This window comes from Sulfitobacter sp. SK012 (assembly GCF_003352085.1).
In the GTDB taxonomy this organism is placed as follows: Bacteria; Pseudomonadota; Alphaproteobacteria; order Rhodobacterales; family Rhodobacteraceae; genus Sulfitobacter.
On the sequence record NZ_CP025804.1, the window covers coordinates 2,120,620 to 2,138,417 of the forward strand.

At 54.8% G+C, this 17,798-nt stretch carries 17 protein-coding genes and 1 tRNA gene; 6 read left to right on the forward strand and 12 right to left on the reverse strand.

From position 1 onward, the window contains the following. Nucleotides 1–507: 507 nt before the first annotated feature. The 7 genes from C1J03_RS10255 to gntH all read right to left on the reverse strand — a co-directional run bounded on the left by C1J03_RS10255 (nucleotide 508) and on the right by gntH (nucleotide 9,343). On the reverse strand, nucleotides 508–1,731 hold the full coding sequence (locus tag C1J03_RS10255) for a porin (RefSeq protein ID WP_114886206.1): 1,224 nt from the start codon (nucleotides 1,729–1,731) through the stop codon (nucleotides 508–510). Nucleotides 1,732–1,813: 82 nt separating this feature from the next. Beyond that, complete coding sequence (locus C1J03_RS10260; RefSeq protein ID WP_114886208.1) at nucleotides 1,814–3,079, reverse strand: HupE/UreJ family protein; 1,266 nt, start codon at nucleotides 3,077–3,079, stop codon at nucleotides 1,814–1,816. Beyond that, the gene (locus C1J03_RS10265) at nucleotides 3,076–4,875 is read right to left on the reverse strand and encodes a hypothetical protein (RefSeq protein WP_114886210.1); all 1,800 of its coding nucleotides are present in this window, start codon (nucleotides 4,873–4,875) and stop codon (nucleotides 3,076–3,078) included. Before C1J03_RS10265 ends, C1J03_RS10260 begins: the two co-directional genes overlap by 4 nt. Before the next feature lie 102 nt (nucleotides 4,876–4,977). Further along, complete coding sequence (locus C1J03_RS10270) at nucleotides 4,978–5,787, reverse strand: hypothetical protein (protein ID WP_114886212.1); 810 nt, start codon at nucleotides 5,785–5,787, stop codon at nucleotides 4,978–4,980. Between the two features lie 27 nt (nucleotides 5,788–5,814). After that, nucleotides 5,815–6,927, reverse strand: a complete 1,113-nt coding sequence (locus C1J03_RS10275) for an AI-2E family transporter (RefSeq protein WP_114886214.1) — start codon at nucleotides 6,925–6,927, stop codon at nucleotides 5,815–5,817. An 84-nt stretch (nucleotides 6,928–7,011) separates the two neighbouring features. Next, nucleotides 7,012–7,836 carry an outer membrane protein gene (locus tag C1J03_RS10280; protein WP_114886217.1) on the reverse strand — a complete coding sequence of 275 codons (825 nt, stop codon included), beginning with the start codon at nucleotides 7,834–7,836 and terminating at the stop codon, nucleotides 7,012–7,014. A 208-nt stretch (nucleotides 7,837–8,044) separates the two neighbouring features. Next, on the reverse strand, nucleotides 8,045–9,343 hold the full coding sequence (gene gntH, locus C1J03_RS10285; protein WP_114886218.1) for a guanitoxin biosynthesis MBL fold metallo-hydrolase GntH: 1,299 nt from the start codon (nucleotides 9,341–9,343) through the stop codon (nucleotides 8,045–8,047). A 102-nt stretch (nucleotides 9,344–9,445) separates the two neighbouring features. On the opposite strand from gntH, the gene C1J03_RS26055 reads away from it, so the two are divergent. After that, a complete protein-coding gene (locus C1J03_RS26055; RefSeq protein WP_368073931.1) occupies nucleotides 9,446–10,015 on the forward strand; it encodes a TetR/AcrR family transcriptional regulator in 570 nt (189 codons plus the stop codon). A 265-nt stretch (nucleotides 10,016–10,280) separates the two neighbouring features. Here the strand turns inward: C1J03_RS26055 and C1J03_RS10300 are convergent, their stop codons facing one another. Together C1J03_RS10300 and C1J03_RS10305 are read right to left on the reverse strand one after the other, a co-directional pair. Beyond that, the gene (locus C1J03_RS10300; protein WP_114886224.1) at nucleotides 10,281–10,484 is read right to left on the reverse strand and encodes a hypothetical protein; all 204 of its coding nucleotides are present in this window, start codon (nucleotides 10,482–10,484) and stop codon (nucleotides 10,281–10,283) included. A gap of 2 nt (nucleotides 10,485–10,486) precedes the next feature. Next, nucleotides 10,487–10,699, reverse strand: a complete 213-nt coding sequence (locus C1J03_RS10305) for a helix-turn-helix domain-containing protein (RefSeq protein WP_074786777.1) — start codon at nucleotides 10,697–10,699, stop codon at nucleotides 10,487–10,489. Nucleotides 10,700–10,857: 158 nt separating this feature from the next. Here C1J03_RS10305 and C1J03_RS10310 point away from each other — a divergent pair, with 158 nt between their 5' ends. Beyond that, nucleotides 10,858–11,499: a hypothetical protein gene (locus tag C1J03_RS10310; protein ID WP_114886226.1), complete on the forward strand. Its 642-nt coding sequence runs from the start codon at nucleotides 10,858–10,860 to the stop codon at nucleotides 11,497–11,499. A 2-nt stretch (nucleotides 11,500–11,501) separates the two neighbouring features. Here the strand turns inward: C1J03_RS10310 and C1J03_RS10315 are convergent, their stop codons facing one another. Continuing rightward, on the reverse strand, nucleotides 11,502–11,807 hold the full coding sequence (locus tag C1J03_RS10315) for a hypothetical protein (protein WP_162798503.1): 306 nt from the start codon (nucleotides 11,805–11,807) through the stop codon (nucleotides 11,502–11,504). 227 nt (nucleotides 11,808–12,034) lie between these two features. Here C1J03_RS10315 and C1J03_RS10325 point away from each other — a divergent pair, with 227 nt between their 5' ends. Both C1J03_RS10325 and C1J03_RS10330 read left to right on the forward strand, forming a co-directional pair. Further along, nucleotides 12,035–12,292, forward strand: coding sequence for a hypothetical protein (locus C1J03_RS10325; RefSeq protein ID WP_114886230.1), 258 nt, complete (start codon nucleotides 12,035–12,037; stop codon nucleotides 12,290–12,292). Between the two features lie 151 nt (nucleotides 12,293–12,443). After that, nucleotides 12,444–13,355 carry a tyrosine-type recombinase/integrase gene (locus C1J03_RS10330; protein WP_254694242.1) on the forward strand — a complete coding sequence of 304 codons (912 nt, stop codon included), beginning with the start codon at nucleotides 12,444–12,446 and terminating at the stop codon, nucleotides 13,353–13,355. Between the two features lie 220 nt (nucleotides 13,356–13,575). On the opposite strand, the gene C1J03_RS10335 is transcribed toward C1J03_RS10330, so the two are convergent. Together C1J03_RS10335 and C1J03_RS10340 are read right to left on the reverse strand one after the other, a co-directional pair. Further along, nucleotides 13,576–13,650, reverse strand: a tRNA-Asn gene (locus C1J03_RS10335). A 79-nt stretch (nucleotides 13,651–13,729) separates the two neighbouring features. Beyond that, nucleotides 13,730–14,641 carry an MBL fold metallo-hydrolase gene (locus C1J03_RS10340; protein ID WP_114886235.1) on the reverse strand — a complete coding sequence of 304 codons (912 nt, stop codon included), beginning with the start codon at nucleotides 14,639–14,641 and terminating at the stop codon, nucleotides 13,730–13,732. Between the two features lie 45 nt (nucleotides 14,642–14,686). Here C1J03_RS10340 and C1J03_RS10345 point away from each other — a divergent pair, with 45 nt between their 5' ends. Both C1J03_RS10345 and C1J03_RS10350 read left to right on the forward strand, forming a co-directional pair. Further along, the gene (locus C1J03_RS10345; protein ID WP_114886237.1) at nucleotides 14,687–16,006 is read left to right on the forward strand and encodes an ATP-binding protein; all 1,320 of its coding nucleotides are present in this window, start codon (nucleotides 14,687–14,689) and stop codon (nucleotides 16,004–16,006) included. A 496-nt stretch (nucleotides 16,007–16,502) separates the two neighbouring features. After that, on the forward strand, nucleotides 16,503–17,765 hold the full coding sequence (locus C1J03_RS10350; RefSeq protein WP_254694243.1) for a BamA/TamA family outer membrane protein: 1,263 nt from the start codon (nucleotides 16,503–16,505) through the stop codon (nucleotides 17,763–17,765). Nucleotides 17,766–17,798: the final 33 nt, after the last annotated feature.

A 17,798-nucleotide genomic window follows, 5' to 3' on the forward strand; every position in this document is an offset into this window, starting at 1 on the left:
GTGGGCTCTGTGCCGTCGTTCCGGACACTGTAGTCTAACGACCGCTTCAAACATCCGAATGTCCAAGAGTTGGGTCACGCCGCTGAAAGCGTTGTAGTTTCTGTGTTTTGGGAATGGCTGCTTACGGATCGTGGTGCAAGCCTGCCCCGCTGCGCCGCCGCAAGTCCGCTTCGAGCCCATTGTGTTGAAAAACACCGATTTCCGGAAACGCATTTCCTTCGCAGAATAGCCAGAAATCCGAAAACCGGCAGCAGTTTACCCTTCAGTCGCGCTGAGCTCCCCGTGGATCGGTGCAGTTCGAATTTGGCCGACCCCTCAGCCAAAATTTCCCAACGTCCTTGTACCGAGAAAAACCTTTCCGAAATTGATCGGAAACCGAGTTTTTCAACACAATCAGCCCAGAGCCGACCTATTCAAGTCTGCAAATGAAGGCGCGCTCGGCGCAGTCAAATTGAAGGTGTTCCAGTGTCGCGGGTTGCTCGTTGGCTAAGCCTTTGCGAAGCTGTTTTACCAAGTGAACCGAACACCCGCGGCAAACACATTGACGTCCTGAAATTGGAGCGTGGTTCCACCGATGCTGTATTCCCGATAAGTCGCATAAATTTGGGTCTGGTTGACCTCGATATCCTGCACCAAAGCTAGCCCCCAGGATTGTGAGCTGCTGGCACCCGTTATGGGATCCTCGCTGATGTAATAGTCAACGGAAAACGAAGTTCTGCCCCAAAACAGCAAATTCCGGATAATCCCGACCTTGCCGTATGCATAAAGGCCACCATCGTCGTCCGCGCCAGCAGCTAGCGAGAAGTTCAGTCCGGTTTGATCATCGATACCGGCGACAGAGCCGGAGAAGTAATCCGGCGACGTATCGTTATACGCGTAGGCGATCCCAGCCTTGACGCGGAATTGACGCCATTGCGTTTCATAGCGCAACGCAGCGTCGGCATAGTTATTATCGTTGTCCTCTTGCAGCACTTCGCGCCCAAGGGAAACGGACCAAGACAACCCTCGGTCCGCCAGACTGTCATACCGCGCCCGAAACCGGCGAGAGCCATCGAAAGTTGGAAAAAATGACTCTAGGCTCTGGTTGCTTTCTGCTCCGTTCGTGAACCTGGCGAGTTCTCCCGAAGCAGTGTCACCCACGCTGCTGTTGGCTGTGACTGTGGTGTTGGAAAAGTCAAAACCAGTAATACCATCTGCGGCCATGCTGCCCTGGCCAAAGGAAAAGAACCCAACATCCGGAATGGAAACACGCATCTCTGCCTTTCGGAGCAGTTCACGATTCCAATCCGAAGTTTCACCGGACGGGCCCGTTCCGAGAATGCTGTTGTAGTCCGTTCGCCGCAGCCCAGTTTCAAAATTAAAAAACAGCCCGCCCCCGTTGTCGAGGTCAGATTCCAGCCTTAATCCAAGGCGCCCTGGGGAATTGGCGTTGTCGCGCGCAAATGTGTTCGACTCAACCCCATCATCATAATCCAAATACATGATGTTGAGTTGGCCATAGAACGACAGGAGTGTGTTTTCCCCAATTTGCCAATTGAATAGATTTTGAAACCGGCTCTGACGTTTTTCAAGTCGATTGCGCCAGCTCTCTGCCCAATTCTTGGCCCAGTCGTTCGAATCTTCGCCTGCCTCATGGACGACTTCCGACTCGGCCTGTGCTCGCGCCGATGACGGCCACCATGCGGCTACGGTTGCGAATACACAAATCAAGCAGACGAACACGAAATGCATAGAGATTTGCTCCGGTATTGGCGGTCGCAGTGTCCAAGAAATAAACTAAGCAGTGCTTTGCCCAACTGACTCAAGAAGTCGCCTAGGCAAAAATCGCACCTGCACGCTCAACGACCCAGTAGGTAGCCACAAGGCTTGCCGCTCCCGCAGTTGTTACGCTTGCCACTCGCCAAACAGGTGCCGGGCGACGTCGCAAGAACAGCACTAGGGGCCACGCGGCGGCGACGATAAGGAGTTGGCCAATTTCGACCCCGATGTTGAACGCAAAAAGGCTCTGCCAGACGTTGGGTGCGTCGACTTTCAGGATATTCTGCAACATGAAGGAAAAACCGAAGCCGTGGAGCACGCCGATCAACGAGGTAACCACGACAGCACGGCCATTACTGCGCTCGGTTGCCGACCGAGCAACAGCGTCGACCGCAGCGAATATGATCGATAGTGCAATCAGGGTCTCGACCGCAGGGATGAACCAGGCGCCTTGCGGGGACAAGCCGAAGAAACCCAGAACGAGCGTCACAGTATGGCCAAGGGTGAACCCGGTCACCCGCGCGACAAGACTGCGCAGCGTAGCGGCACCTAGGATCATGCAAATGACGAAGAGAACGTGGTCGAGCCCCTCCAGAATGTGCCTGATCCCCTCGATCACGAAGGTCTTAGCCGCCGCGACGGCAGACCCGGACACAACGACCGGCGTCTCCATCAAGCCGCGACTGCGGTATGTGCGCGGCGACCCGTTGCGATAGTCGAGAAGCAGATTGGCTGTTTCTTCCTGTCCCGGCAGCCCTGGATCGGACGAGACCGATATCCGGTAGTCGCCCAGGCTCCCCGCTGCCGGAGCGTAAAGGTGGAGATCTACAAGCGCGTCCCCGACATAGGTTTCACCCGCATCAACCGGGAAAGCCGATCCGCCCGAGAGCGCGGCCTCAGCCTCCGCTCGTGTAGCAAACCCGGGTTCCGACCCGTTTGGATGAACTCTGACAGAGACAACGCTTAAGGGCAGCCGCTTGCCGGTGACCTCGATCGTCAGATCATCGGCTGCGATCAGACCCAAGCCCATCGGATCCTTCAGGAGCGCTTCACCGGCGACCAGATGCATCGGCATGCCATCTTCCAGCCGGTTGAAGGTATAAGGTGCGGGTGTGGGCAAGCCATCGGGTCCCATCGGGCCGGTTTTGTCCGCGACCAAATACGGCATCGGCGTTCGAAAGTAGATGTCGAGCCCGTCCTCTCCGTGCACCACGTGAAAGATCCGCACGTTGAGGTTCAACTTGAAATGCGCAATGGCCGCGCCGCCGAGCAACAGCGCCAACAACAAAACGGACATCCCTACAAATCGAGGATAGATCATATGCCCTCCTGTGCACTCAAAATTGTAAGACCACTCAGATACCACGTGCCATCGTTCTGAAAGACGTCCGCCAGCCCTCGATAGGTGATTGCACGGCGATGCAGATGGCCCCAGTGTCCGCCGCTTACCTGCGCGGACCAACTGGCGAGAACCTGATGGCCCGCTCCATTTGCGGCTTCGGTGACCTCTTCGACCGTTAGGTCCGTGATCTCCTCAATGCGGGCGCGGGCACCAGAGGGCAGCGAAACAGTCAGTCCGCGCCGGATCTCCGGCCCAACCGCGTCCACGTTCTCGGCGGCAACAAACGCGTCGAGCGCCGCTTCGAATTGGGCCTCCTCAGTCTCAAGCATTGCCGTACTTATGTTGTCCAACAAGCCCGCAACTACCCGATGCGCCGACTCGATGTCCGGGGCTCCCTGACCCGGAAGCTCGATCGAGGTGGTAATCGGATATGCAAGGATTGCACCAAGAAAAGCCGCCCCTGCCCCAGCCGCTGCGCCACTCCTTGCGCGACCCACCCCGCGAAGGGCAAGCAGAAGAGCCACGATTCCAATTGCGACCAGTATGCCTGTTAGCCAGGGGACATTGAGCACCGTCGCGGTGTTGACCTCCAGGGGGCGCACAACCGGCTCCTCCCACTGGGTCAGGTAGTTGATCCATTCGATCTGTTGCGCCTCCGGATCCAACAGGGTCAGGAATGGGCCGGCTGGATCGAATGTCGTAGCCGGAACGCGCGGTATGCGCTCGTTGAACAGCGGCCATCGTATTGAAACGTTCTGTGGGAGGGTTGTAACCGGATAGGAGATGATGACCCCGACAAGGGCCGTTGCCGGGTCAAGATCTTCTTCTCCTACGCTCACCCGGACGCCGGACGTGGTGATTGACAAGAACTCGGCGCGCGTCTCGGTAGGCGCAATGACCGATCCGTCCACTTCTAGTGGAGATAGATCCGCGAAGAATGCGCGGGCCGTTTCGGTGATGCGCGCCTGATCCTCGACCGTCAGGAGCTGCGCTTCGGGATCAAGACCTAGATCAACGAAGTCTTGCAGGTCCCGCACCCGTATGAGCGTCTCATGGCGCACATCACGAGGCTCGACGTAGAGGAATGTCAGCAAGCCGCTGTCATGGTGACGCTTGAGGTTCCTGTTCGTGAACCGCGAATACCAAGGGTCGGACCAATCGAGACGAAGGGTTTCCGGGCCGCTGAGGTAACGAAAATCCATAACATGGACAGACCCGTGAAACACCACGAAGCCGATGCTCACCTGCGGCGTCTCGGGTGGCTGCACCGGTGGCGAGAACTCCAGTTCTGCGGGCTGTCCATCAAACGGATAGACAAGATCCACATAGAAAACCCTGTCATCTTCTGGGGGTTTGGGGACGATCTGTGTGCCCGTCAGTTGCCCCGCGGATCGGGCGAAATCAGCAAGTCTGTCAATGCGGCGCCGGGGTTCGGCCAAGACGACGCTGGCCTCGAGAAGTTTCCCGTCAGCCCGGACTTGCAACCCGGTCTCTGCAAACAGTCGCAATCGTTCTGCCTCGGCAGGTCGGCCTTTTGCAGCGCCACCCTTGAACCAAGTGTCGGGAAGCAGATCCTGAAACACTTCCAGGTTGCCTACATAGACCTCGAGAGAGACCTCGACCCTGTCTTCGAGAACGCGAATCTCGGCGATATTCGGTGCCACCGCTGCGCCGTTGAGCGGCGACAGGTCTGCGTAGGCCGGTCCGCACATAGCAACGGCAAGCCAGCCGAAGAGACCCCACACTTGACGATACATCCAAGTTGATATTTTCATGGCCTAAAATGCCTTTGCAGCCGTTGTTTGTCTCTTGCCTGAGCTGGCAATCTCTTCATGGTGCAGATTGACCCGATGGTTTTTACGGTCGCTTGGACCATTCTAGTAATTGAGCCGCAGCCCGACACCCAGGCCCCAGTCATAGGGGCGATCAGCGCCCACGCCGACGAGCGCATCAGCATATAAACCTATGCCATCGCGGATGGTGCGCCCAATCTGAAATTCCGCAGTAATCGGCCATGTTTCATTTTCCCAGTCGTAAGGAATCTTGGCGTCGACTTTGAACCAGTTGGCATCCCCGAAGGGCTTTAGTGCGATTAAGCGGCCCGAAGTCTGGCTGATGTCAGGCCCCTCGCCGATATCCGTGAAATGCTGAGCCAATGGAATGAGCGTCCAACCGGAGTTTGCATGGCTAAAGGCAACTCCAACGAGAGGCGCGAACTGGTTTGTGCCGATGCCGATGCCTTTTGCCTGATCGCCAAGGTCAATTATCAGGTCGAATCCCACGGCTGTCCGATATCCCCACCCGCCGCTAAGTTGTCCCTCTGACGGAAAATAGATCGGCTTCAGAACGAGCTTCTCTAAGCCGTTTTCGCGCGTGCCGATGACGTCGGTTGACAGGTAGTGCAGCTCATATTTCAGTTTGAGCCGCGGTGTGACCATGTAGGCGCCGTCAATGAAAAAGTCATAGGTATCACCCGCATCGGCTGATTTACCCTGCAAGCGAAAGTCCGTATTGTTCACCGCCGCCAGTGGATTGGACGCATTTTCTGCGACACTCGCGGTTCCCAAAAGCCCAAGCCCCATCGTAAGCAGCAAGCCCACAAGTTTCCACCGAGGTTGCTGTTTTTGGGCCGCGTCAACGCATAGCTCATTGGGATTTTCCACGTGCCAGACTAGGTTTAAAGACATTGGTACTTCTTTCCACGAATACTCTCGTTAACCCGCACGCGAGTGAGCGGATTGCTTCTTCAGATCACCGACGTCTGTTTTTTCTTGAGATAATTGGCCATCTGTTGAAAGCAGTACCGCGATCCATCTCATCGCCGAGATTTCGGCACAAACAACCATAATGACGACCGTCATCGGTATTGCCAGAAACGCGCCCATACCGCCCCAGACCGTGGCCCAGAACGTAAGAGCGACCATTACCATGAAGGTACTGAGATTCAGAGAGCGGCCTTGCATCTTCGGTTTAATAACATTTGCGATGAACTGATCCGCAAGACCGTAGCCTAACAACACGATCAAAAAAGGCTTCAGAGTATCAAATTGGATCAGTGCCACGAGCGAAGGGAGCGTAATCGCAATGAACGCTCCAATGTTTGGAATGAAACCGGCAATAAAGACGGTCAGTGCGAGTAGTGGCGCGAAGTCTAGGCCAACCCATGAAAAAATGCCGAACGCAATAATACCGCTCATGGCACTCGTTACCGCATTAAGCCACATATACTGCTTCACGCCGTCAGAAATTCTTCCAAGCACTTTTTTGGCACGACGTGTTTCTTCCTTCGTCGAAGCCAAAAGCGGTAACTTAGCAGCCCAAGCCAGTCGTTCACCCGTCAGAAAAGCTAGGTAAAGCGTGATGAGGCCAAGCGTAGAAAGTGCTCCGCCTATTCCGCTCATCGCTGAAGTGATCCAAGAACCTACATCGGCTTGCTCAATGGCTTGCTGGGTGGAGGTCACAATCTTGGGCCCAAGAAAACCCTCCAGTTGTTCCGACAAAACCGAGAAGCGCTCCTGGTATCTGGGCAATGCGTCTTGAACATCATCTGCTGAGGACGAGGCAACAAGACCCAGAAGAACGATCGCACCGATTATAAAAACTGTGCTCAGGAGTTGAGCCATCCAACCCGGCGGAGACCAGCCCATAAGGCTTGTGTTTTGGATCTTGTCAACAAGCGCAGAGGTGAGAATGTAAAGAAGACCCGTTATGGCCAGCGGCATGAGAAACCCGCGCCCGAACCAAAGAGCGCAAATCACAAGCGCGATGGTGACCATCGTGAGGAACCAAATCGGCACACTTGCAGGTTCTTTGCTAACTGGCTCCATTCAATCGATTCCTATTGATGATCTTTCATCAGAGTGGACACGTAACGCAAAAAACAACATCGCTTGAAGGCCCCAAGGGGCTGGCTAGTAGTGCCAGGTAATCCCAAGGTAAGGACCGTGTTGGCTCATATCGAGAGCGAAGGGTCCGTCACTGCGGTCGGTACTGTAGTCAATGCTGTAGTACCGATAACCGAACCGCACTGACGTGTTCTCCCAAGCTCGGTAGCTGACCCCTGCAGTCGCGATAACCTGAAGGTCGTTGCCGCCCGCGCCAAACCCGCCAAAGTTGGCGTCAACTGCGCCAGCCCACTTGTCATTGATCTCCCACATGAGCCGCGCGCCGACGACCGGCTCCCACCATCTCTCTGTCCCGCCAATCGTCACGTTTGGGCCAGGTGTAGATATGTCAAATTCCTGCTTCAATTTGTTGTATCGGACGCCCCCTTGGAGGTCGAACGTCAGTCTTCGGTTACTTTGGCCATAGGTGGTGTTCACGGCCCGGTAAGCCGCCATGACACCCAACCAGGCCTGCTGGATGTCAGCGTCCACTTCGGGCCCGGGCACCGGGGCAATAACGGCCCCAAGCCTGACGTAGTTGGCGTCTACGATGATGCCCCAATCGCCGTTCCAGCCCTCGTAGCGACCGGCCAGCGCGAAATCGAGAAGATCGTTGTCGAGAACGTCCCCAAGACTGAGATCCAGATCAACATCCGAACCAGCAACTGTCGAAGTGCCAGAGGTCTGAGCGGGCAGGAATGCGTAGGCGGTCGAACTATGCCGCCAGCCATCCTCGCTCTGACCAGTCCGCGCCATGGGCTCGGCAACGACCTCGCTCGGCGAGCACATCAACGCGAGTGCCGTGGCAGCGATCAGCGCAAGCATTGCGGATTTGGACAAATCAGTGAACATTTTTCGTCTCTCCTTAGTGTTGAAGGCCTTAACGCTGCCCTGGCGTTGCGCGCATAGCTCTAGCTGTCACCATCGCCCCGGCTGTACGTTCGGAAATCCCAGAACCACAAAGGACATTATTTCCCGCACACCAAAGGTCAGAAGTCTTTGCGCAATCCGATGGGTGTAGTGCTGGCGTCACAGAACATCGCCAGCACCTTTGAAACCGTCACTGATCCGCAGGATAAACAAACTCGCGCCCAAATTCTTCGGACGTCGCTTCGTAGACTGGACGAATGGCGTCATCGACATTCCACTTACCGGATATTGTGAAGTCAGAGTATGACGTGGCCTCAATCGGCAGGCCCCGCTCTTCCGCGAATGCGATCTTGTCCTCGGGATTCGGCGGTTGGGCAGGTGCGCCCAGCGGCGGCGCCCATGTCGCATGCTCCGGATGCGCCATCCGGACGTGGATGTCATCCTTTGTGACATTCCAGACCATGTAATCCTCTGCAAGGCTCAGGGGTCCGTCATAGGTCGAACGAATGCCATCATACACATTCAGGATCGTGTCGAAGTCGTTGAAGAAGTGATAAGCGACCGCCATACGCGGCTCCAGTGCGCTCATGACCTTTCCAAAGGCTTCAGGTGACGTGTGAATCTGTGTGCCGACGACAAGCGCGGATTCCGGCGTGAAGCCCATCTTGTCGATCAGGTCCGGCACCGCGACGAAACATTCGTGAATGACGAGGTCGGCATCCTTTGAGTAATCAATGAACCACTTGTTCGGGTAGGTGTCGGAACTGAAGACGAATTTCAGATCGTTCCATTCAAGGGCATAGCTGACCGATCCGTCGATTGAGTGGATCGCCGGGAAAGAGCGGATGACAACACCGTTTTCCTTATAGACCACCTGGTTCTCGCCGCGAAAGTCGAACTCGGTGACATCCATGACGTAGCCGCGGAAATCCGTCAGACCGGCGCGGCCTGCGAGGTCCCAGGTCAGCATCTCCTGCATGCGGTCGATCGCATAGGCCGTGCCAAGTTCCGGTGTCGCTCCGCTCGGCCCCCAGATGCGCAGGGGCACGTTGCGCCCCATCAGCGCCCCGCCAATGAACAGATCATGAAGCGCGCCGAAGTGATCGGTGTGCAGGTGCCCGATGAAGACCTTGTCAAGATAGTTGTAGGGAATCTGCAATGAAGAAATTCGCTCGGCGGACCCGGAGCCAATGTCGAAAAGAAACTTGTCGCCGTTGCCGAGCTCCACGAGGAAACACGCCGCGGCTTGGGCCGCCCTTGTTGTCGGCATGCCGGTCCCACAGGCAATCACCCGCATCTCGTCAGGCGCAAGGTCCTCCGTATTCGGATAGTAGACGTCGCGGGGGCGATCCCGCACCATCGTTGGAGAGACCTCCATCTCTGCTTCCTGCGCGGCTGCGGACCACGAACTGGCCAGCCCCGTCATGGAACCTACTGCAAGCCCCAGCCCCAAGGCTGCGGCAGTCAAGAACTTCGTTGATCGAACCATTCGATGGACTCCCAGAGGAATTTTGTATACGAAAAAGTATGTACAATACTATTATGTACTTTGCTAGGCTTATTCTTGATGTCAGTTTCAGAGACCAACCCCATGCCCAAATCCAGTAATGACGGCCGATTCGACCGCGCCGCATGGCTTTTGGCTGCACTGAACGTTTTGGCGCGCGACGGTCAGGCTCGGCTGAACGTCGAAAAGCTGGCGGGCAAACTCGGTGTAACCAAGGGGAGTTTCTATTATCACTTCCGCAACCGCCAAGACTTTATAGAAAAGCTTCTTGCGTTTTGGGAGGAAGAATTCACCCAGCAGCAGCTCCGTGCACTCGCGGCCAGCAAAGCTCCGGCACACGAACGTCTCTTTCGGCTTGCGGTCAGAGTTGAACGCGAACAACTGAATAAATTCGATACGGCTTTTCGCTGTTGGGCTGCGCAGGATACGTTGGTCGCAAAGGTGGTGCGGCGCGTTGATGCCGCCCGTTTCACGGCCATCAAGGCAATCTTCGCCGAAATAGGATTTACCGGGGTCGACTTGATTGAACGAACGCGGATCTTTGTGCTCTTCCACAGCTCGCTCAGCATTGTGCAAGTTCCAGACGAATCACCGGTCACAGATGATTTGATCCGCGAACGGGTGAGGTTTTTCACTCAGTCGCGGGGAGATTGATCAAACCCGTTGCAAGATTTTTTGGGTCGAAAATTGTGGCAAAATTTACTGAATATGCGCCAGTCTGATTAACGTATGTGCTTCGAAGATACCATGATCGAACGGCCGCTATGTCCGCAACTCGGTCATGGCTCCTGTCGAGTTTGCTGCGGATTGCACCAACGGCCGCTTTTGTTTCTGCGGCGCAGCTGATGGTTTCGCTCAACTGAGTTACTGCATCTGCGAGCATCGGTGCCGGACCATGTCTGCATTGGGCTCTTTCCTGCTATTCGCTGCGATTTGCACCAAGGTCCGGTTCTGCCTGTTGCTCTGGGCAGCTTGTAGATTGAGGCAGGCCGTCTTCATACAGTGCAGCCTGCGTTTCGCCGTTGCCCCATTGATAGAGCAGGCCAATTTCAACGCCTGTTTTAATGCACGTAACGCGGCCGATGGCTTCAGCCGTTGTGCGAACACTCTCAAATTCGGGCAAAACTAGCCCCTCTCGTTAAACAATTCCTTTGCGTCGACCTCAAGGGCGCGCGCTATCCGCTCCAGAACATCCAATGATGCTGAAAATTTGGCGAGTTCGATCTCGCTGACATAACTGCGATCCATGTCCGCAGCTAAAGCTAACTGTTCTTGGCTCAATCCTCTGGAATTTCTTAGATTCTGGATATTTAGCCCTACTCGTTCCCTCAATTTCATGGCCTGTCTTCGGCCAAATCATGAGGGTTGCTCTACGGAATATATTCCACAAAACGCGCGCGAGCTGTTATAAGTGTCTTCCCGCATATGGTGTGACGAGGGAAGTTAAGCGTAGATTTTCAATACTATCGTAATGTTGTCGAAAGGTATTTATTGAAATGTCGCTCATAATCATCCGCAACTGGCTCGGCGGGGTCGCCTTAGCTTTCATTTCCAGCACGGCCCCGCAGGCTGCAAGGGCTTACCAAGTTGATTGTGCCATTCTGCTTTGCCTTGCTGGTGGGTGGCCAGCTTCAGCAGAATGTGCTCATGCCCGTGCCGTGTTCATCAGGCGGATCACGCCTTGGCCGATCGAGCCGCCGCTACAAATCTGGCGTTGCCCGATGGGGGTGGCAGAGCGCGCTCCGTTGCAAAGCACAGCTCCTCAGGTTTGGCAGGCGAATGACCAAGTCAGGATTGGTGTTGGCCAAGTCATCTTGGCACAGGTCGTAGACGGTGGCGCAGATATTGACATCAGCGGCTTGGAGTTCGATTTCGTGCGCTCGATCCGCGTTTGGGACGTGCGGTATTATAGCCATCGTGAACGTGGACGCGACGACGATTGCTCGGAAAGCCACAACATGCGGCTGGGAACCTATGGTTCTCAGGGCGATTTTGGATGGCAGCGCACCACGCCTGCGGCGGCCCCTCAATGGGTTCTGCCATCGCGAAGTTGTTCGTCATCGAATTGGCGACGAGGGGTCGGTGTCGAATGGGAGGATCACGAAGGCAACCACGGATATGAGTGGGTGGCCTATTGAGGCTAGTCTCCGATGTCCTTCATGCGCTCGGCGATATCACCAGCAATGCGCTCATATAGGGTAGCTTGTTTGTCTCTGGCGGAACCCGGTTTGGGATTTCGACGACGGATTCTTTTGGCGAGCCAGAACAACATCCGGGCAGCAGGATCGGACGTCGCATCCGGTTCTGCTGCTGGGTACTTTTCTTCCAGTGCCACAACGATTTCCTGAGACAGGCTGCGTCGGTTGATTGTGGCATGCGTTTCCAACCGTTTTTTGAGCGCGGCGGGGAGCAAGAGTTTGAATTGGAGCAAGGCTTCATCTTTCATGATTGCATGATGGACAATATTTGTCCCTAATGATATGGACATTTTATGTCCTTTTGTCGAGGTGTGAATATGAAAACAACCCAGTTCAAACTTAACCTGCCAGCGGACGTGAAAGCCTGGCTAGAAGAAGAGGCGGTGCGGAACCTACGCTCGCAGGGGTCGCAAGTTGTGTCCTGCCTGCGGGCAGCAATGTCGCGACAAGAGACGCTTCGCGAGGGGGCTGAGAAATGAGCCTGAACCAAATCCAACTGATTCCGACGCCGGAACTGGCGCTTTTGTTTGGGTACAATGAACCAAGCGCGTCATTCTACGATTTCTGCCGCCGGACGGGCATCGCCCCCGTACCTGGACGACGGGGTTGGTATGATCCGAAACTCATTCGCGCGCGATTGGATGCCGTTCAGGGCATAAGCGCCGCCGAGCGAGAGGCAACTACGCAACCGAGCCTCGTTGCACAGCGGAGAGCGCGCCATGCCCAGAAGTAACCTACCCAAAGGGGTTCACCGTGTCCGACGCAAAGTCGTATCTGGTGTTCGATATCATTTTTACGCGTGGCGAGGTGGTCCCAAGTTTTGGGAAGGGACAGAGCCAAACCCCAAAGAGCCAGAATTTTTCCATGCCTTTTCACAGTGCGGCATGCCGATTAGTCCTACCGAATATCTGACGACCCATTTGGTTGATGATTTTCTCTCTAGTGCGTCTTTGCCTAAAGCCGAGCGGTCCAAAGCAGATATTCGAAAGTGGCTGGAATTTTTTCGCGAGGAGTTCGGGGCGGATCCAATTGCAATGTTCGAAGAGCGCGCTTCAAGGGGCGAAGTGAATAATTGGCGAAAGAAATGGCTTCATTCGCCCAAGCAGCACGACATGGCGGGCACACATGCGACTCGTGTTTTGAATTGGGCGGTAGAAGAGGGGAAGCTCAAAGAGCACCACTGCCATAAGCTAAAGAAGCTCTATCAATCGAACCGTACCGAAATCATCTGGACGAGCGGCGATTTTGCTCAGTTTAATAGGCATGCGCCCAAATGGGTCCAACGGATCTTAAGGGCAGGTTGCGAAACCGGTTTGCGGGCGGCCGATTTGGTTCAGGTCAAGATGGACCAGTTCGAAGACACACCCCACGGTAAACGACTTCGCTTTCGCACCAGTAAGCGTGGGCAAATCGCTTTCATCCCAGCAACCGCAGCACTTGAGAAATTGATCGCCGAAACGCCAGAACATCAGGAAATGCTGCTTGTTTCTGAATTGGGTCGGCCTTTGACGGCTCGCTGGGCATCAAACCAGATCACGAAGTGGCGGCGCGAAGCGCAAATTCCCCCGTGGATTGATGGTCGGGAAAAAACTCTGTCCGATACACGCGGTACGGCTGCGACAAGATTGCTGAACGCAGATCTGTCTTTGCGCCAAATAGCAGTCCTGATGGGGTGGTCTGTGCGCTACGCCGCGCAAGTTATCGAACATTATGCGCAGGTTAGTCCCGACGAAAGCGATGCCGTTTTGCGCAAGCTCAATAGGGCAAAAACACTGTCTCAAAGCACAAAAATGTAAACGCCCCTGTAAACGGTGGGCCCCAAGCATGGGAAGGGATACTCTAAGTGATTGTTTTTAAATGGAGGCGAGTACCGGAATCGAACCGGTGTACACGGATTTGCAATCCGTTGGTCTAATCTGAAGAGAATTTGGTGACAAATTCGGTGACAAGGCGAGATCCTTAGATTTTCCCCTAAAACAAAAAAGCCACCAAGCTATTGAGCTCAGTGGCTTTTTATGGCTCCGACGGTAGGGATCGAACCTACGACCAATTGATTAACAGTCAACTGCTCTACCGCTGAGCTACGTCGGAACGGTCTGGGCGATATAGCAGCGGGTTTTTGGCGCGTCCAGTGGGATTTGACTTGTTCAGCGGGTTTTTTATCCAGCCTTCAAATTAGGCTGAAAACGGCGTCTGCGCGCAGTGTTGGGTTTGCCTCCACACGCGATTTACCCGTCAGATCAATCAAATGCGCCAAGACATTGCGGGTGGCGGCCCCAAGCAGAGCATTTGGCGTGTCGGAATAGATTGCAGCGGCCAATGTCGCTGCATCGCTGGGCGCACGTGCGAGGTGGTCTAGGATCGCGGTTTCGCGTGATTTGCGGTGAGCAATCAACCAGGCCAACCGCCCGGTAGGATCGGCGATTGGGGCACCATGTCCAGGGTGAAATACGCGCCAATTGCGGATATTTAGCCGTGCGCAAGAGGCCATGAAATCGGTTAGATCGCCGTCGGGCGGCGAGACGAGAGAAGAGGCCCATCCCATAACGTGATCGGCGGTAAAACAAGCATCCCCCCAGCCAAGGCTGATGTGATTGCCTAGATGGCCAGGTGTGTGGATGACTTCTAGGATCCAGTCTTTGCCCTCAATGGTATCGCCGTCGCGGAGCGTTTCGTCGCAGGTGAAGTCATGGTCTATGCCTTCTCCACCACCCCCTAGGCCTGTTGCGGCAAGAGATTGCATCACAGCGGAACGGCCTGCCTGAGCGCCGCCAAAGGCTAAGACAGGTGCGCCCGTTGCCGCAGCTAAAGGGCGGGCAAGGGGGGAATGATCCAAGTGGCTGTGTGTCACGATGATATGGCTGATGTGCTGGCCCGGTTCCACAGCTGCCAGAATCGCATCCAGATGCGGACGCAGGTTGGGGCCGGGGTCAATTACGGCCAAGGCCTGCGAGCCCAACACATAGGTATTGGTCCCACGGTAGGTCATCGGCGACGGATTCCCCGCAACGATACGCCGTAGTCCGGGCTCTAGCGTGTCAGCCACACCAATTTTGGGATCAAAGTCGTCAGGGTGCTGCATGGTTTCACCTTTCGCAGGGGCAGGGTGCTGGCTAAGGTGTATGCCATGTTCTTTGTATGGCTCAAACGGTATATGCCCCGTGGCATCTACGGGCGTGCTGCCCTGATCTTGCTTTTGCCGGTGGTATTCTTGCAGCTGGTGGTCACGGTGATCTTTGCTCAACGGCATTTCGAAGGCGTCACCACTCAGATGACCAACACTGTCCTGCGTGAGTTGGTGATGGTGATGGAGGTGGTCAATGCGGCCCCATCAGCGGCGGCTGTGCCCGGTGCCGTCGAAAATGCGCTTGGGCCGCTGGAGATCGAAGTTACCCCCGTTGAGACGCGGCCAGAAGGCAATCCGCGTGTTTGGTACGATTATTCCGGGGGGGTGCTGACCGGGCGCATCGCTGACAAAATGCCAAGCTTTGAGGCAGTTGATCTGATGCCGCATGGGATGGTGCATCTTTACGCTAACTCGTCTCATGGGCTGGTTGAGATCCGCTTTGATCGCGGGCGTATTTCGGCAGCAAACCCCCATCAACTTTTTGTTTATACAGTGTTTTTTGGCGTTGTGATGACGGCCGTTGCCTTCATTTATTTGCGCAATCAACTACGTCCGATCAAGCGGCTGGCCCACGCTTCTGAGGCCTTTGGGCGTGGCCGACATCTGCCCTACACACCCAGCGGAGCCATTGAAGTGCGTGCCGCTGGCAGCGCCTTTGTCGACATGCGCGCCCGGATTGAACGGCATATCGAACAACGCACCTTGATGCTTTCCGGGGTCAGTCATGATTTACGCACGCCGCTTACCCGGATGAGGCTGGGTTTGTCGATGATGGATGACGACGAAGCGGCACCCTTGCTCGATGATGTCGCAGACATGCAAGGGATGCTTGATGAATTCCTTGATTTTGCACGGGGCGCGGCCGAAGGGGAACCCAAATCGGTTGATCCACAAGCGATGGTGGCGTCGCTTGTGGATGCCGCTAAACGGTCGGGGCGCAATGTTGAACTGTTGCCCTTTGAGGGCGATGGCAGCGGCACAGTAATGTTGCGCGAGGTTGCGATGCGCAGGGCGGTCGATAACCTGATGTCGAATGCGGTGCGTTATGGCACGCGAGGCGAAGTGTCGGTGTTTTTGAGCGACAAGGCTTTGCGCATCCGCGTCGAGGACGACGGTCCGGGCATCCCAGAAACACGCCGTAGCGAGGCCGCTCGGCCTTTTACCCGTCTGGATGCCGCGCGCAACCAAGATAAAGGCGGTGGCGTTGGGCTAGGATTGGCGATTGTGACGGACATCGCGCGCGCGCATGGCGGGGTGCTTCGCTTGGGCACGTCAGACCGGCTCGGCGGATTGCGGGCGGATATCGTGATTGCCAGGTAGCGGTGGGATCGCTCGACGTAATTGGATAAATTATTCTTTAACAGGTACTTGATCGTATCTTCTAACTTAGCACGAGCGATAGCTTCGGACACCCCGGCAGACCGACTTGCCTCAACTATTTGCAATTGTTCCCCTCCGTGAACTGTTGAGAAACCCATCTCAAGCCAAAAGAAAGTCGCTGCAAATGCCGGCAACTTCTTCATATCTTGTAGCCTGTAATGCTTATACTATTTCATTGGGAATCCAGCGAATTTCACCCAAACCATGGGACAATCAGCTAGCTCATTCGCTCAAATTGACTGACCGAGTTTATAGTGGCCTTCGTCATCAAAATCTGAATAGTTTGGTCCTGTTTACATAGAATAACGTTTGGATCATGACGCCACCTTATGTGGTTGATGCAAATGTTCCGAAGTTTGCGCAAAAATTGGGATGGCGTCGTTGTCTCAAATAGGACGGAAAAGTTATGGTATTTGATACTTCTGAGCATCCAAGTATGAAAATGAAAAGCGTCACATGTGACGAAACAGGGATGACAGGTCCGCAGTGGAACGATTCCATTCGCCCTGACCAGCGAGTGTCTTATTTGGAGGCGCTGCCGGGTTGTGAAACTCCGGCCGTATCAGAAAAAAAGCGGCGCGTAACATATCGATCATTTGTTCAGGCTGCTGCAATCGTTGGTTTTTCTTCGTTGTTCATACCTCAAGCAGCGACAGCCAACCCGAACATTGTCGACAACCGATTTAACTCCGTGAAATCCGTTCAGGAGAAATCTGATTATGGTTTGAGAAATGGGTCATTTATTGTGGTTCCTGTTCCTTTCACAAACCCGATTGTTGGTGCAGGCCTTGCGATTGGCGGCGGATATCTGTTCCAGCTGGATCCAGAGGCCGAAACATCCTTTATTGGGCTCGGTGGTATGGCATCCGACAATAATAGCAGCGCATATGGTGTTGCTATAAATTTGTCATTTGGCAGCGGTTCGAGCTTCAATTTCGCTCTGGCTGAAGCGGACCTGTTGTATGATCTTTTCGTTGGGCCAGTAGAAGTTCCGATCAATCAAGATGGCGTGCTGCTCAACAGCGGATTTGACTACGGCCTAACTGATACAATCTCTGTCGGTGCGGCGGTCCGCTATTTGGACACAACGATCAGCCTGCAAACTGCAGGAGCTTCCATTCCGGCGGATTTGATCCCGGATCTGGGTCTTGAACTGCTAAGCTTAGGAGGCAAATTTGAGTGGGATATCCGTGATGACAGCGATTACCCGACCGGGGGCGCACGTTTGAACGTCGCGGCAAACTTTGGAACTTCGCTTTCAGGACCATCGCGGGACTATCTATACGCGTCAGCAAATTTTGATGCCTATCACTCTCTAAGCGAGACAACTGTTGTGGCGGGCAGACTGTCGACCTGTGGTGCATCATCAAACGCCCCATTTTTTGATAAGTGCTCGATTGGATTCAGCGATGGTTTCCGTGGTTTCTCACCAACACAGTTTTACAATACCAGGCTGTTGTCTGCCCAAGCTGAGATACGTCAACGATTGGGCAAGCGGTTCGGTGTCGTTGCATTTGGCGGTTTTGGCTGGACGGGTCCCAGCTTTGGATCACTCACCGACAATGGGCTCCGCGCTGCTGGCGGCTTAGGTGTAAGGTACCGTGTCTCGCAAAAGTTCCCGATAGATTTCTCAGTGGATATGTCAATGAACAATGACAGTGAAGACTTCCTGTACATCTATGTAGGTCAACGATTTTGACGTCTGACTTCCCGTAAAAGCATGGTTGGATTT

Excerpts from the sequence above, each read along its gene's own strand:
- C1J03_RS10350 (WP_254694243.1), top strand. The coding sequence starts at position 16,503 with ATGAAAATGAAAAGCGTCACATGTGACGAAACAGGGATGACAGGTCCG.
- C1J03_RS10330 (WP_254694242.1), top strand. The coding sequence starts at position 12,444 with ATGCCGATTAGTCCTACCGAATATCTGACGACCCATTTGGTTGATGAT.
- gntH (WP_114886218.1), bottom strand. The coding sequence starts at position 9,343 with ATGGTTCGATCAACGAAGTTCTTGACTGCCGCAGCCTTGGGGCTGGGG.
- C1J03_RS10275 (WP_114886214.1), bottom strand. The coding sequence starts at position 6,927 with ATGGAGCCAGTTAGCAAAGAACCTGCAAGTGTGCCGATTTGGTTCCTC.
- C1J03_RS10315 (WP_162798503.1), bottom strand. The coding sequence starts at position 11,807 with ATGAAAGATGAAGCCTTGCTCCAATTCAAACTCTTGCTCCCCGCCGCG.
- C1J03_RS10340 (WP_114886235.1), bottom strand. The coding sequence starts at position 14,641 with ATGCAGCACCCTGACGACTTTGATCCCAAAATTGGTGTGGCTGACACG.
- C1J03_RS10325 (WP_114886230.1), top strand. The coding sequence starts at position 12,035 with ATGAGCCTGAACCAAATCCAACTGATTCCGACGCCGGAACTGGCGCTT.
- C1J03_RS26055 (WP_368073931.1), top strand. The coding sequence starts at position 9,446 with ATGCCCAAATCCAGTAATGACGGCCGATTCGACCGCGCCGCATGGCTT.
- C1J03_RS10280 (WP_114886217.1), bottom strand. The coding sequence starts at position 7,836 with ATGTTCACTGATTTGTCCAAATCCGCAATGCTTGCGCTGATCGCTGCC.
- C1J03_RS10305 (WP_074786777.1), bottom strand. The coding sequence starts at position 10,699 with ATGAAATTGAGGGAACGAGTAGGGCTAAATATCCAGAATCTAAGAAAT.
- C1J03_RS10255 (WP_114886206.1), bottom strand. The coding sequence starts at position 1,731 with ATGCATTTCGTGTTCGTCTGCTTGATTTGTGTATTCGCAACCGTAGCC.
- C1J03_RS10265 (WP_114886210.1), bottom strand. The coding sequence starts at position 4,875 with ATGAAAATATCAACTTGGATGTATCGTCAAGTGTGGGGTCTCTTCGGC.
- C1J03_RS10270 (WP_114886212.1), bottom strand. The coding sequence starts at position 5,787 with ATGTCTTTAAACCTAGTCTGGCACGTGGAAAATCCCAATGAGCTATGC.
- C1J03_RS10345 (WP_114886237.1), top strand. The coding sequence starts at position 14,687 with ATGTTCTTTGTATGGCTCAAACGGTATATGCCCCGTGGCATCTACGGG.
- C1J03_RS10310 (WP_114886226.1), top strand. The coding sequence starts at position 10,858 with ATGTCGCTCATAATCATCCGCAACTGGCTCGGCGGGGTCGCCTTAGCT.
- C1J03_RS10260 (WP_114886208.1), bottom strand. The coding sequence starts at position 3,079 with ATGATCTATCCTCGATTTGTAGGGATGTCCGTTTTGTTGTTGGCGCTG.